Source organism: Streptomyces sp. NBC_01476 (assembly GCF_036227265.1).
Taxonomy (GTDB): Bacteria; Actinomycetota; Actinomycetes; order Streptomycetales; family Streptomycetaceae; genus Actinacidiphila.
The window spans coordinates 613,248-625,424 of record NZ_CP109446.1; the positions used below are offsets into that span (position 1 = coordinate 613,248).

The 12,177-nt window shown below is 74.5% G+C and carries 12 protein-coding genes; 5 read left to right on the forward strand and 7 right to left on the reverse strand.

Annotated features, from left to right (window positions below):
* Positions 1–88: 88 nt before the first annotated feature.
* Positions 89–472, reverse strand: coding sequence for a DUF3037 domain-containing protein (locus OG552_RS02680; protein WP_329129227.1), 384 nt, complete (start codon positions 470–472; stop codon positions 89–91).
* Positions 469–1,287: a HipA family kinase gene (locus OG552_RS02685; protein ID WP_329129229.1), complete on the reverse strand. Its 819-nt coding sequence runs from the start codon at positions 1,285–1,287 to the stop codon at positions 469–471. Before OG552_RS02685 ends, OG552_RS02680 begins: the two co-directional genes overlap by 4 nt.
* 32 nt (positions 1,288–1,319) lie before the next feature.
* On the opposite strand from OG552_RS02685, the gene OG552_RS02690 reads away from it, so the two are divergent.
* Together OG552_RS02690 and OG552_RS02695 are read left to right on the forward strand one after the other, a co-directional pair.
* On the forward strand, positions 1,320–3,551 hold the full coding sequence (locus OG552_RS02690) for a prolyl oligopeptidase family serine peptidase (protein ID WP_329129230.1): 2,232 nt from the start codon (positions 1,320–1,322) through the stop codon (positions 3,549–3,551).
* 76 nt (positions 3,552–3,627) lie between these two features.
* Positions 3,628–4,119, forward strand: a complete 492-nt coding sequence (locus OG552_RS02695; protein ID WP_329129231.1) for a Rieske (2Fe-2S) protein — start codon at positions 3,628–3,630, stop codon at positions 4,117–4,119.
* A 73-nt stretch (positions 4,120–4,192) separates the two neighbouring features.
* Here the strand turns inward: OG552_RS02695 and OG552_RS02700 are convergent, their stop codons facing one another.
* Positions 4,193–5,098: a LysR family transcriptional regulator gene (locus OG552_RS02700; RefSeq protein WP_329129232.1), complete on the reverse strand. Its 906-nt coding sequence runs from the start codon at positions 5,096–5,098 to the stop codon at positions 4,193–4,195.
* 252 nt (positions 5,099–5,350) lie between these two features.
* Between OG552_RS02700 and OG552_RS02705 the strand changes: the two genes are divergently transcribed.
* Positions 5,351–6,301, forward strand: a complete 951-nt coding sequence (locus OG552_RS02705; RefSeq protein ID WP_329129233.1) for a DMT family transporter — start codon at positions 5,351–5,353, stop codon at positions 6,299–6,301.
* Here the strand turns inward: OG552_RS02705 and OG552_RS02710 are convergent.
* Positions 6,292–7,623: an aminotransferase class I/II-fold pyridoxal phosphate-dependent enzyme gene (locus OG552_RS02710; RefSeq protein ID WP_329129235.1), complete on the reverse strand. Its 1,332-nt coding sequence runs from the start codon at positions 7,621–7,623 to the stop codon at positions 6,292–6,294. The two genes, OG552_RS02705 and OG552_RS02710, sit on opposite strands and share 10 nt — an antisense overlap.
* 35 nt (positions 7,624–7,658) lie before the next feature.
* Between OG552_RS02710 and OG552_RS02715 the strand changes: the two genes are divergently transcribed.
* Together OG552_RS02715 and OG552_RS02720 are read left to right on the forward strand one after the other, a co-directional pair.
* Positions 7,659–8,402 (forward strand): pyridoxamine 5'-phosphate oxidase family protein, encoded by a 744-nt coding sequence (locus OG552_RS02715; protein WP_329129237.1) that lies wholly within the window; start codon positions 7,659–7,661, stop codon positions 8,400–8,402.
* Complete coding sequence (locus tag OG552_RS02720) at positions 8,396–9,058, forward strand: FMN-binding negative transcriptional regulator (protein WP_329129238.1); 663 nt, start codon at positions 8,396–8,398, stop codon at positions 9,056–9,058. The genes OG552_RS02715 and OG552_RS02720 overlap by 7 nt, the downstream gene beginning before the upstream one ends.
* Positions 9,059–9,090: 32 nt before the next feature.
* Here OG552_RS02720 and OG552_RS02725 read toward each other — a convergent pair whose 3' ends face one another.
* The 3 genes from OG552_RS02725 to OG552_RS02735 all read right to left on the reverse strand — a co-directional run bounded on the left by OG552_RS02725 (position 9,091) and on the right by OG552_RS02735 (position 12,137).
* Complete coding sequence (locus tag OG552_RS02725) at positions 9,091–10,089, reverse strand: DMT family transporter (RefSeq protein WP_329129239.1); 999 nt, start codon at positions 10,087–10,089, stop codon at positions 9,091–9,093.
* Positions 10,090–10,217: 128 nt separating this feature from the next.
* Positions 10,218–11,258, reverse strand: coding sequence for an EamA family transporter (locus tag OG552_RS02730; RefSeq protein WP_329129241.1), 1,041 nt, complete (start codon positions 11,256–11,258; stop codon positions 10,218–10,220).
* 174 nt (positions 11,259–11,432) lie between these two features.
* Positions 11,433–12,137: a pyridoxine/pyridoxamine 5'-phosphate oxidase gene (locus OG552_RS02735; RefSeq protein ID WP_329129242.1), complete on the reverse strand. Its 705-nt coding sequence runs from the start codon at positions 12,135–12,137 to the stop codon at positions 11,433–11,435.
* Positions 12,138–12,177 lie beyond the last annotated feature (40 nt).

The following is a 12,177-nucleotide window of genomic DNA, read 5'->3' on the forward strand; positions in this document are numbered from 1 at the left end:
GGCCTGCCGCCGGCCTGCCGCGGTCGCGGGGTGCCCGTCCGGACGCGCGGAACCGCGCGCGCGACGACGGGTGGAGGGGGCGGACGGGTCAGCGGACCAGGAGGTCCAGGAGGCGGTCGGCCTCCTTGTCCGGGTCCGCGGTGAGCCCCGTGTGGATCGGGCCGGGCTGCACGATCGTGCTGCGCGGCGCCGTGAGCCAGCGGAAACGGCGGCCGGCGTCGTCCCCCGCCGCCTGCCCGGCCGGCCCGCCCCCCGCGCAGACGCCCTGGTAGCCACGCAGTGCCGCCTGTACGCCCGCGACGTCCACCTCGGCGTCGAGGCAGCGCAGCCGCGTCTCGTCCAGGTCGATGCGCGCGCCCAGATAGCTCTTCGCCCGGCAGTAGACCAGCACCCCGGCGTTGATCATCTCGCCGCGCTCGATCCGCGGCACCACGCGCACCAGCGCGTACTCGAAGACGTCGCGCCCGCTCACTTGGCGTTCTTCCCTTCGACCCAGGGGCGCAGCCACTCCGGCGGCGGCTGTTTCTCCGGCCGCTGACCGGTGGTGATCCGCTGGTGGACATCCACCGCGCGGGCGGCCAGCAGTTCGCGGTAGGCGCGGCGCACGTCGTCGGGGGTGTCGAAGCCGGGCTCGTCGGTCAGCCACTCGTCGGGCACGAGAGCGGTCACCTCGATGAGGAGTTCCTCCGTCACCCTGGCCGCCAACTCGGCCGCGACAGCCGCAGGTTCGGGTGAGAAGCGGGAGAGCGCGTGGTCCGAGGCGTCGTACGGTTTCGCCGAAGCTGCCGCCGCCGACTTCCAGTTGTGGTGCCAGATCAGTGAGGCACCGTGGTCGATGAGCCACACGTTCCGGTGCCAGACCAGCATGTTAGGGTTCCGCCACGAACGGTCGACGTTGCCGATGAGCGCGTCGAACCAGACGATCCGGCTCGCCTCCTCGGGTTCCATCCCGAAGACCAGGGGATCGAACCCGAGGGCGCCGGGCAGGAAGTCCATCCCGAGGTTGAGCCCGCCGCTCGCCTTCAGCAGGTCCTGAATCTCCACGTCGGGCTCACCGAGTCCGATCACCGGGTCGAAGTCGAAGCGCACCAGTTCGGGCACGCGCAGCCCCAGCCGCCTGCCGAGCTCCCCGGCGATCACCTCCGCGATCAGCGCCTTGCGGCCCTGCGCGGCGCCGGTGAACTTCACGACGTAGGTGCCGAGGTCGTCGGCCTCGACCACACCGGGCACCGAGCCGCCCTCACGCAGCGGCGTCACGTAGCGGATGCCGGTCACTTCTCTCAACATCCCCCCAGGCTAGCCGGGTGAAGACTGCCCCTATGGACAAGATCACTCTTCCCCGCCAACTCGCCCGCACCCAGCGCTTCTCACTCGGCCTGCCCCGGTCCTTCACCCTGCTCCCGGACGGTTCCGGGGTGCTGTTCCTGCGCACCCGCGGCCCGGAGGACCGCACCGGCTGCCTGTGGCTGCGCGACGCGGCCGGCGAACGGCTGCTCGTGGATCCCTCGACACTCGCCGGGGCGGCCGGCGAACTGCCGGAAGCCGAACGCGTCCGCCGGGAGCGGGCCCGCGAGCACTCCGGCGGCATCGTCGCCTACAGCGCCGACGCCGCGGTGCGGACCGTCGCCTTCGCGCTCGACGGCACCTTGTGGATGCTCGGCCTCGACGGCGGCCGGCCGGCCCGGCGGCTGCCCACCGCGGGACCGGTGGTGGACCCCCGGCTCGACCCGACCGGGCACCGCGTCGCCTACGTCACCGGCGGCGCGCTGCACGTGGTGGAGACGACCGGGGCGGACCTGGCGGCGGCCGAGCCCGAGCACGAGGACATCACGTACGGCCTCGCCGAGCACGTCGCGGCCGAGTCGATGCACCGCTACCGCGGGTACTGGTGGTCCCCCGACGGCGAGCACCTGCTGGCGGCACGGGTGGACACCACGCCGGTGCAGCGGTGGTGGATCGGGGACCCGGCGAATCCGCACCGGCCGCCGCGCGCCGTCCCGTACCCGGCGGCCGGCACCGCCAACGCCGACGTGTCGCTCCACGTGCTCGGCCTCGACGGCGAACGCACCGAAGTGCGCTGGGACCGCGCCGGGTACGAGTACCTGGCCACCGCCGGCTGGGACGCCCACGGCCCGCTGCTGGGCGTGCAGAGCCGCGATCAGCGGACGCTGCGGGTACTGGCCGCGGACCCGGACTCCGGCGCCACCCGGCCGCTGCACGAGCAGCGCGACCCGGCGTGGGTGCAGCTGATCCCGGGGACACCCGCCCGGACGGCCACGGGAACCCTCGTGCACACCGCGGACGAGGGCGACACCAGGCGGCTGACGGTCGACGGCGAACCGGTCACCCCGCCGGGGCTGCAACTGCGGTACGTCGTGTCGGTGGACGGCGAGTCGGTGCTCTTCGTGGCGAGCGACGAGCCCACCGAGCAGCACCTGTGGTCGTACGATCCGCGGGCCGGCGGTCTGCGCCGGATCAGCGCGGAGCCGGGCGTCCACAGCGGGCAGCGCGCGGGCGGCACGGTGCTGCTGGAGTCCGCGGTGGACGGCCGGCGGACCTTCCGGCTGCTGATGGACGGTGCCCGGCCGGGCGCGGGGCGGGACGGCGCGGGACCGGAGCACGCAGCTCCGGGGAGTGCGGGACCGGACGGCGCGCGGTGGGACGGCGCGGGACCGGCCGGCGCGGACCCCGAGAGTACGGTCCCGAAGGGCGCGGGTCCGCGGCGCGTCCTCCCCGTCGCCTCGCTCGCCGCCGAGCCGGTCACCCCGCCCCGCGTCACCTGGCTGCGGGCCGGGGAGCGGCAGCTGCGTACCGCGGTGCTGCTGCCCTCCTGGTACGAGCCCGGCGGCGGCCCGCTGCCGGTGCTGCTCAAGCCGTACGGCGGCCCGGCGGCCCAACTGGTCACCCGGGCCTGCGGCTGGGCGATGGCCGAGGGGCAGTGGTTCGCCGACGAGGGGTTCGCGGTGGTGATCGCGGACGGCCGCGGCACCCCGGGGCGCGGCCCGCGGTGGGAGAAGACGGTGCACGGCGACACACTGAGCGCGCCGATCGAGGACCAGGTGACGGCCCTGCACGCCGCCGCGGAGCGGTTCCCCGCGCTGGATCTCACCCGGGTCGCGATCCGCGGCTGGTCCTACGGCGGCACGCTGGCCGTCGCCGCCGTGCTGCGCCGTCCGGATGTCTTCCACGCGGCGATCTCCGGCGCCGGCCCCAGCGACCAGCGGCTGTACGACACGCACTGGCGGGAGCGCTTCCTCGGCCACCCCGACGACGAACCGGAGGCGTACGACCGCAGCTCGCCGATCGGCGAGGCGGCGGCGCTGCGCAGGCCGCTGCTGCTGGTCCACGGTCTGGCCGACGACAACGTGGTGCCCGCGCACACCCTGCGGCTGTCCGCTGCGCTGCTCGCCGCCCACCGCCACCACGAGGTGCTGCCGCTCTCCGCCACCACCCACTCGCCGAGTGACGAGGCGGTGGTGGAGGGGTTGCTGCGCCACCAGATGAACTTCTTGCGCGTGTCGTTGAACGTTCCGGCCCGCCCGGCCGTATGAACGGTCACGCGTAAGAGAACGCTGCCGGGCGGCGGCTCGCCGCCGCCCGGTTCCACGAACGGACAGGATTCACGTCATGCCCGAAACCTCCGGATCTCCCGTGTCCCCCACCCGCCGCGGTGTCGTCGCCGCGGCGGGCGGCGTGGGACTGGCCGCAGTCCTCGCCGCCTGCGGGTCGGGCTCGGACTCCAGCTCGGACTCCTCCTCGCCGTCGTCCGCGTCCAACGGCAACCCGGCGCCCTCCGACGCCCCGACCACCGCCGGCTCCGGCGGGGGCGGCGGTACGCCGCTGGCCAAGACCTCCGACATCCCGGTCGGCGGCGGCAAGATCTTCGCCGACCAGAAGGTGGTCGTCACGCAGCCCACGGCAGGTCAGTTCAAGGGCTTCTCGGCGATCTGCACCCACATGGGATGCACGGTCACCAGCGTCTCGGACGGCACCATCAACTGCCCCTGCCACGGGAGCAAGTACCACGTGGCGGACGGCAGCGTGGCCAACGGCCCGGCGACCCAGGCCCTGCCCGCCAAGCAGGTCACCGTCTCCGGGAGCGAGGTCACGCTGGCCTGACGCCCTGGGCGCCCTGGTGTCCGGGGCGCCGCACGGGTGGACAGGCCGGCCCGCGGCCCGATGCCGGTTGGCATCAGGCCCGGGGCCGGCCGGCCGACTGCAGCAGCGCGTCGACGGCGACGCGGATGGCCGGCCGGCGGTCCGCGTCCTCCCGCCACACCGCGTACACATGGCGGTGCATGGTGCGGCGCACCGGGGTGATGCACACGCCGCCCGGCATCGGATCGCGGCCGAGCCGCGGCATCACGGCCACACCGAGGCCGGCGGCGACCAGTGCGAGTGCGGTGGCGTGCTCCTCGGCGTGGTGCGAGATGCGCGGCTCGATGCCCTTGCCGCGCAGGGTGAAGAGCAGCCATTCGTGGCAGAAGCCGCCGTCCGGCCAGGCGATCCATTCCTCGTCGGCGAGTTCGTCCAGCTCGATCCAGGGGCGTCCCTCCAGGCGGTGCCCGGCCGGCAGGGCGACGTCCGCGACGTCGTCCAGCAGCGGTGCCTTGGCCAGACCGCCGGGCAGCGACAGAGGTTTGTTGTACCAGTCGAGGACGACCGCCAGGTCGATGTCGCCGCGGGTGAGGCGGGCCAGCGACTCGTTCGGCTCCAGTTCGTGGACGACCGTGCGCAGGCCGGGGTGGTCGCGGCGCAGCGCGGTCAGCGCGGCCGGGAAGAGCCCGCGCACCGCGGTGGGGAAGGCGGCGGCCCGCAGTTCGCCGACCGCGGCGCCGCGGTGTGCTTCCAGGTCGGAGTGCGCGAGTTCGACCAGGGACAGTATCCGGTCGGCGTGCCCGGACAGCAGCCGGCCGGCGTCGGTGAGCCGCACGCCCCGGCCGCTCTTGGCCAGCAGCGTCTGGTTGGTCTCCCGCTCCAGCTTGGCCATCTGCTGGGACACGGCGGAGGTCGTCACCCCGAGCACGTCGGCGGCGGCGCTGACCGAACCGTAGGTGTCGATGGCGTGCAGGATGCGGAGACGTTCCAGGCTCAACATGTAAGCAATGCTACGTCGTCCGTGTAAAAGAACTCGCTTGTTCTACGAGGTCCGGCGGTCCATCGTGGAGCCATGAGCGCATCCACGGGGAGCCGTCCCGCCGCGACGGGCACGACGGGCACGACCGGCACGAGAGCGGCGGCGGCAGCGGGCACGACAGCGGCAACGGTCACTACGGCCACGGCGGCCACCACGGTCGGGACGAGTCCGCCTGCCGGGACCGGGCCCGGGACACGGACCGCGGCCGGCGCCGTGACCGTACCCGTAACCGGGAACGGCCCTGCGGTCGCTGTGCGCCGGCTGCTGGACTGGCGGGTGCGCTTCGCCGCGCTGGGCCTGGTCTGGGGCTTCAGCTTCCTCTTCATGAAAGTCGGCAACGAGGCGTTCGCACCGCTCCAGGTCACCCTGGGCCGGATGGTGTTCGGTACGGCGGTGCTGGCCGGCGCGGTCGCGGTCAAGCGGGACCGGCTGCCCCGGGGCCTGCGCACCTGGGCCCATCTGACCGTGGCCGCCTTCCTGCTGAACGCGCTGCCGTTCTCGCTCTTCGCCACCGCCGAGCAGACCATCCCGTCGATGCTGGCCGGGATGTGCAACGCGGCCACCCCGCTCTTCTCGATGCTGGTCTCGGTTGTCGCGCTGTCCGAGGACCGGCCCTCCCGGCAGCGGTTCGCCGGGGTGGGCATCGGTTTCGCCGGCGTGCTGACCGTGCTGGGCGCCTGGCAGGGCTTCTCCGGCCAGGACCCGAAGGGCACCGTGATGGCGCTGACGGCGGCGCTGAGTTACGCGGTCGGCTGGGCGTATGTGCGGCGGACCCTCACACACACCGGCAGTTCCCATCTGTCGGTGTCGGCGACCCAGCTGATGCTGGGGACGGCGCAACTGCTGGTCGTCACGCCGCTCTTCACCTCGCTCCCCCAGACGTATCCGGCGAAGTCCGTGCTGTCGGTGCTGGCGCTGGGCGCGGTCGGCACCGGTTTCGCCTTCCTTATCCAGTACGGCCTGGTCGCGGAGAAGGGGCCGACGATCGGGTCCATGGTCACCTATCTGATCCCGATCGTGGCCACCGCGGCCGGGGCGCTGCTCCTCGGCGAGACGCTGAGCTGGAACGAGCCGGTGGGCGCGGTGGTGATCCTGGCCGGTGCCGCGCTGACCCAGCTGCGGCCGCGGGCGATACGCAAGGCCGGTGCGGCGGGTCAGCCGTAGCGGCCGGCGCCGGCCGATGCCAGCACGGCGGCGACCGCGTCAGCCAGTGGCTCGATGTCGGCGGGGGTGAGCGGGGAGACGGTGAGCCGTACGCCGGGGGCGGAGTGCACCCGGAAGCGGGCGCCGGGCGTCACCGCCCAGCCCCGTCGCAGCAGTCCGGTGACGGTGCCGGTCTCGTCGGGGACGGGGATCCAGATGTTCATGCCGCTGCGTCCGTGCGCCGGGATCCCGTGTCCGGCGAGCGCCTGGAGCAGCGCGTCGCGCCGTTCGCCGTAGGAACGGGCCACAGCCGCCGCGTCCACGGCGCCGGAGGACCAGAGGTGGACGACGGTCCGCTGCAGGAGGTGGCTGACCCAGCCGGCGCCCAGGCGGTGCCGCCCGCGTACCCGGTCGACGGTGACGGAGTCGCCGGTGTACAGCGCCAGCCGCAGGTCGGGGCCGTACGCCTTGGCGGTGGAACGGACCAGCGCCCAGTGGTCGGTGGCACCGGAGAGGCAGTGCAGGGGTACGTCGACCAGGCCGCTCGCGTGGTCGTCGTCGATGACCAGCACCTGGCGGTGGGCGGCCAGCGACCGGCGCAGCTCGGCGGCGCGGCCGGCGGACAGGGCGGCGCCGGTGGGATTCTGGGCCCGGTCGGTGACGATCAGGGCGCGCACTCCGGCGTCGAGGGCGCGGGCGACCTCGGCGGCGACCGGGCCCTCGTCGTCCACCGCGACCGGGACCTGGCGCAGTCCGAGAGCCGGTACGAGGTCGAGCAGGCTGCCCCAGCCCGGGTCCTCGACGGCCACCGCGTCACCGGGACGGAGATGGGCGGCGAGTACCCGTTCGATGGCGTCGAGGGAGCCCGAGGTGACGCCGATCGGGCCGTCCGGCACGCCGTCGGCGTCGAGGCCGGCCCGGGCGAGACGGGCCAGTCCGGCATCGACGGGCGGTTCGCCGTAGAGCACCGGAGCGCGGTCGTGGTCCGCGGCGACCTCGGCGAGTGCTGCGGCCAGTGACGGCAGCAGGGCGGTGTCGGGGTTGCCCCGGGACAGGTCGCGGACACCGGGCGGGACATCGACGCCGATCTCGTCGCGCGGGGAGGTGGCCGGCCGGGAGCGGATGCGGCTGCCGCGGCGGCCGGCCGTCTCGATCACGCCGCGGTCGCGGAGCAACCGGTAGGCGGACGCGACGGTGTTGGGGTTGACGTCGAGCTCCCGGGCGAGCTCGCGCAGCGGCGGCAGCGCGTCACCGGGGCGGAGCACGCCCGAGCCGACCGCGCCCTCGACGTCGGCCGCGATTTCCGATGCGCCCCTGCCCTGGATTCGATACTCTCCTAGCACAAAAGAGATTATGCACTAGTACAAAGGAACGCGCCATGGTTTCCGCGACGTCTCCCGGACCTGAACCCGTGCCCTCCCCCGATCCTGCCCCCGCCCCCTCCCCCGGCTATCCGGTCACCGACCGCGTGACCCCGACCCGCCTGCGGGAACGGGCCTCGTACGACCGCGCGCTCGTCCACGCCATCCTCGACGAGGGCTATCTCTGCCACCTCGGTTTCGTCCGGGACGGCGCGCCCGTGGTGCTGCCCACCCTCTACGCCCGGCACGGCGAGCGGTTGTACGTGCACGGCTCGACCGGATCGCGCCCCCTGCGCGGGGCGGGCCCGGGGCTGCCGGTCTGCCTGACCGTCACCCACGTCGACGCCCTGGTGCTGACCAGGTCCGCCTTCCACCACTCGGTCAACTACCGCTCGGTGGTGGTGCACGGCACCGCTCACCAGGTCACCGACCCCGGGGAGCGGGCGGTCGCCCTGGACGCGATCGTGGAGCAGGCGGTGCCCGGCCGGTCCACCGACTCCCGCCGGGCCAACGCCAAAGAGCTGGCCGCCACCACGGTGATCCGGCTGGACCTGCGCGAGGTCTCCGCGAAGGTCCGGGCCGGCGGCCCCCAGGACGACCCCGAGGATCTCGCGCTCCCGTACTGGAGCGGGCTGGTCCCGGTCGCGAGCACCTACGGGACGCCGCTGCCCGCCGACGGCCTGGACCCCTCGACCCCGCTGCCCGCCTATCTGTCGCCGGCCGGCCCGCGCGGCACCGTCCGGGAGGAATCCCCGTGCTGATCCACCCCTGGGACGCCCCGGCCGACGACAGCGAGTGGCGCGACTGGCTGTCCGCCCACGACTTCGGCCAGCTCGCGGTGAACGGCCCGGACAGCGAACCGCCGTTCGTCCAGCCCACCCACTTCCTCTACGACCCCGCGCCCGGTGCGCACGGCGAGGTACTGCTGCACCTCGCCCGCCCCAACCCGCTGTGGCCCGCACTGGCGGCGAACCCGCGGGTCACCCTGAGCGTGGTGGACGACTACGCCTTCATACCCGGCCCCTGGCACGCCCCGCTGGACGAGCCCACCGACCGCGGCACGCCCACCAGCTTCTACGCGGCCGTCCAGCTGCTCGGCGTCGCGAGCGTCCTGGACGACCCCGGGCAGAAGGCCGAACTGCTGCGCCGTCAGGTCGCCCACTTCCAGCCCGGTGGCGGCACCGCACCGGTCGTGCCGGGCCAGGAGCCGTTCGGGAGGATGCTGCCCGGGCTGCGCGGCATCCGGCTGGACATCACCGAGGTGCGGGCCAAGTTCAAGTTCGGCGGCAACAAGCCCGCCGCGGTCCAGCGCCGGGTCACCGGTCTGCTCGCCGAGCGGGCCGCCCCGCACGACGCGGCGGCCCGCGCCCACCAGCTGCGGCGGCTGGCGGCGCGGGACACCCACGCCGACGACTGAACCGCCGCGGCGGCCCGGCCCAGCGGGCCGCCTCAGCCGCCGGCCGGGACCGCCACCGGACGGTCGCCGTATGCCTCCTCCCAGGCCAGCGCCGCCACCGCGACCAGCAGGATCACCGTCCCGGCCAGGGTGGCGGCGGTGAGGTGTTCGCCGAGCAGGCCCACCGCGATCACCGCCGCCGACACCGGTTCGATGAGGGCGATCACCGACACCGTCGCGGACCGCAGCACCGCGGCGCCCGCGAAATACAGGCCGTAGGCCACCGCGGTCGGGATCGTGGCCAGATAGCCGAGGAGCAGCAGGGTGCGGCCGATGCCGGCCGCGGCCGGCCACATGCCTTCGCGGAGCGCGGCCGGCAGCATCAGGAGCGCGCAGATGCCGAAGGACCACAGCGAGGTGTCCAGCGGGTCGCCGGCCGCGCCGCGGACCCCGAACCACCGGGTCAGCAGGGTGATTCCGCCGTAGCCTGCGGCCGACAGCACCGCCAGGACGACCCCGGCCGGCCGGACCGCCGTTCCGCCGCCGCCCAGGACCAGCACGGCCAGTCCGGCGAGCGCGCCGCAGACCGCCGCGGCGCCGCCCCGGCCGAGGCGTTCGCCCATCGTCAGCCGGGCCGCCAGCGCGATCAGTACCGGCCCGGAACCGAGGGTGACCACCGTCGCGACGGCGAGCCCGGTGGACTTGACCGCAGCGAAGTACGCGGCCTGGAAGAGCGTGAGCCCGGCACCGGTGGCGAGGATCCGCACCGCGCCGCGCCGGCCCCGCGCCCCGGAACGTGCCGGAAACACCGGAAGCACCGGAAGCACCGCCCGCGCCGGGCCGCCGCGGGAACGCAAACACCGCACCGCGAGCAGCAGCACGAAGCCGCCGGCGGCGCGCCAGAAGGTGAGGGCGAGCGGCCCCAGGCCGCTGCCGTCGTAGAGCAGAGCCGCCGCGGCGCCCGCGGTTCCCCAGGCGGTGGCGGCGAAGACGACGTAGACCAGCCCGCGGCCGGTCGACAGCCCGGCAGGCCGGGCAGGGATGAGTGACACCAGTGTTCTCCCGCGCAAGAGGTGCGATCGGTCTCGTCACCGTCTGCGGACAGCACTCACCACCCGGTTCACCCGCGTCGTCGGACACCGGGTGCCGGCCGGTCTCTCAACTGGTCGCGCCGCCCGCGTCAGCGGGCGGGAGGCGGAAGCACGGTGGAGGGCACGTCCGCACCCTGTCCCTCGGTCCTGACCGCCGGCTGCGGGCCGAGCGTCGGATCCTGCCGGGACTGGGCGACTTCGGGGCCGTCCGCCCGCGGCGGCGCACCGGCCGCCGATGTCTGCGCGGTGAACGCCCCGGCGAGGACGAGCGTGCCGCCCGCCAACTGGGCGGCGCCCAGGTGCTCGGCGAGCAGGAACCAGGCGAGCACGGTCCCGACCACGGCCTCGATGCAGGCCACCACCCCGGCGACCGGCGGGCTGAGCCGCCGTACCGCGAGCACGCCGGAGAGATACGCGACGACGGTCGCCACCAGCACGATCCAGGCGAGCAGCAGTACCGAGGGGACCTCGCGGTCCCCCAGCGCCGCCTGGTGGGCCAGTGCCGGGAAGTCGATGGTCCACGGCCGGGCGAAAGCGGTCAGCACCACCGTGCCGACCAGCAGTCCGTAGGCGATGACGGCCACCGGGTCCGGTGCGTCCTCCTGCTGGGCGCCGTGGTCGGCCAGCACGAAGTAGGCGACCTGGCAGCAGGCCGCTCCGAAGGCGCAGAGCAGTCCGATCGCGTCGAAGGCGAGGCCGGACCAGATCTCCACGACGCACGCCATGCCGGCCACCGCCAGCACCACGCCGACGACCGCGGCACGGCTGACCGGCCGGCGCTGCACGAACCGCACCCAGCCGAGGAGCATCGCGGGACCGAGGTACTCGACCAGGATCGCGACGCCGACCGGTATCCGGGAGATGGCCACGAAGTACAGCGCCTGGCAGCCCGCGACGCCGAGTGCGCCGAAGCCGAGCAGCAGTCCGGGCCGTGCCCGGGGCAGGGTGCGGTCGCGCAGGGCGACGGGCAGCAGGATGAGGGCTGCGCCGGCCACCCGCATCCAGACCACCGCCAGCGGGTCGAACCCCGCCTCGATCAGCGGCTTGGCCGCCACCCCCGACCCGCCGAATGCGCAGGCGGACACGAGGGCGAGCCCGAGTCCTCTGCTGCTGCCCCGAGTTGCGTACATCGGGACATGATGTCAGCTCACGACAGGACCGTCATCCCAGTAGCCGCTGACATCGGCGCCGGCCGCCCGCGGCGCTCTCCCGGCCCGGCAGCCGGGGCCGGCGGCGGGCGCGTCAAGCGGGTCGGCCAGGCCGCTGACACCGGCCCCCCGGGCCGCCGCGGCGCGGGGGACGCGTCATGGCCACAGCAAGTTCCGGGTCCAGCCGTCCCCGTCGCGTTCGTAGCGCAGCCGCAGATGGAAGGGCACCGGGTTGCCCTGCCAGAACTCCGCCTCCCGTGCGCGCAGCCGGTAGAGCGCGTGCGTGGCGGGGACACGTTCCGGTTCGGCCGCCACCTGCTCCCGCGCCACCCGCATCGCCCGCTCGTACTCCCCCGCGTCCCTCAGCGGTGCGCTCACCCGCCCGACGAGGGCCGCGGCCCTGGCGGTCTCGCTGCGGCCGAGGAAGTCCCGCCGGGTGTCCTCGGGCCCGCGGACGCTGACGGGTCCCGCCAGCCGGATCTGCCGGCCGTGCGCGGGCCAGTACCAGGTCAGCGCGGCCACCGGGTTGACCGCCAGGTCGAGGCCCTTGGGGCTGCGGGAGTCGGAGGCGAAGTCGAAGGCGCAGTCGGAGGTGTCGATGCCGCGCAGCATCAGCACCCGGGCGCTGGGCGTCCCGTCCGCCCCGGCGGTGCTGAGCGTGACGACGCCCGGTTCCGGCACCCCGTCCGCCAGCGCGCGGTCCAGCCACTGGGCGAAGAGCGGCCCGGGGGTGCCGGGCGCCTGCCCGGGGTCGAACTCCGGCAGCGGTCCCGCCAGCACCGGCGCCGCCCGCAGCCGCGCCAGCAGCTCCGCGTCGTCCACCGGTCCCGTACCGCCGCCCGTCCGGTCACCGTCGCCCATGAGGGTCCTCCCGTCGTCCGCCCGACCGTAACGGGGTCCA

Excerpts from the sequence above, each read along its gene's own strand:
- OG552_RS02685 (WP_329129229.1), bottom strand. The coding sequence starts at position 1,287 with ATGTTGAGAGAAGTGACCGGCATCCGCTACGTGACGCCGCTGCGTGAG.
- OG552_RS02690 (WP_329129230.1), top strand. The coding sequence starts at position 1,320 with ATGGACAAGATCACTCTTCCCCGCCAACTCGCCCGCACCCAGCGCTTC.
- OG552_RS02695 (WP_329129231.1), top strand. The coding sequence starts at position 3,628 with ATGCCCGAAACCTCCGGATCTCCCGTGTCCCCCACCCGCCGCGGTGTC.
- OG552_RS02700 (WP_329129232.1), bottom strand. The coding sequence starts at position 5,098 with ATGTTGAGCCTGGAACGTCTCCGCATCCTGCACGCCATCGACACCTAC.
- OG552_RS02715 (WP_329129237.1), top strand. The coding sequence starts at position 7,659 with ATGGTTTCCGCGACGTCTCCCGGACCTGAACCCGTGCCCTCCCCCGAT.
- OG552_RS02730 (WP_329129241.1), bottom strand. The coding sequence starts at position 11,258 with ATGTACGCAACTCGGGGCAGCAGCAGAGGACTCGGGCTCGCCCTCGTG.
- OG552_RS02735 (WP_329129242.1), bottom strand. The coding sequence starts at position 12,137 with ATGGGCGACGGTGACCGGACGGGCGGCGGTACGGGACCGGTGGACGAC.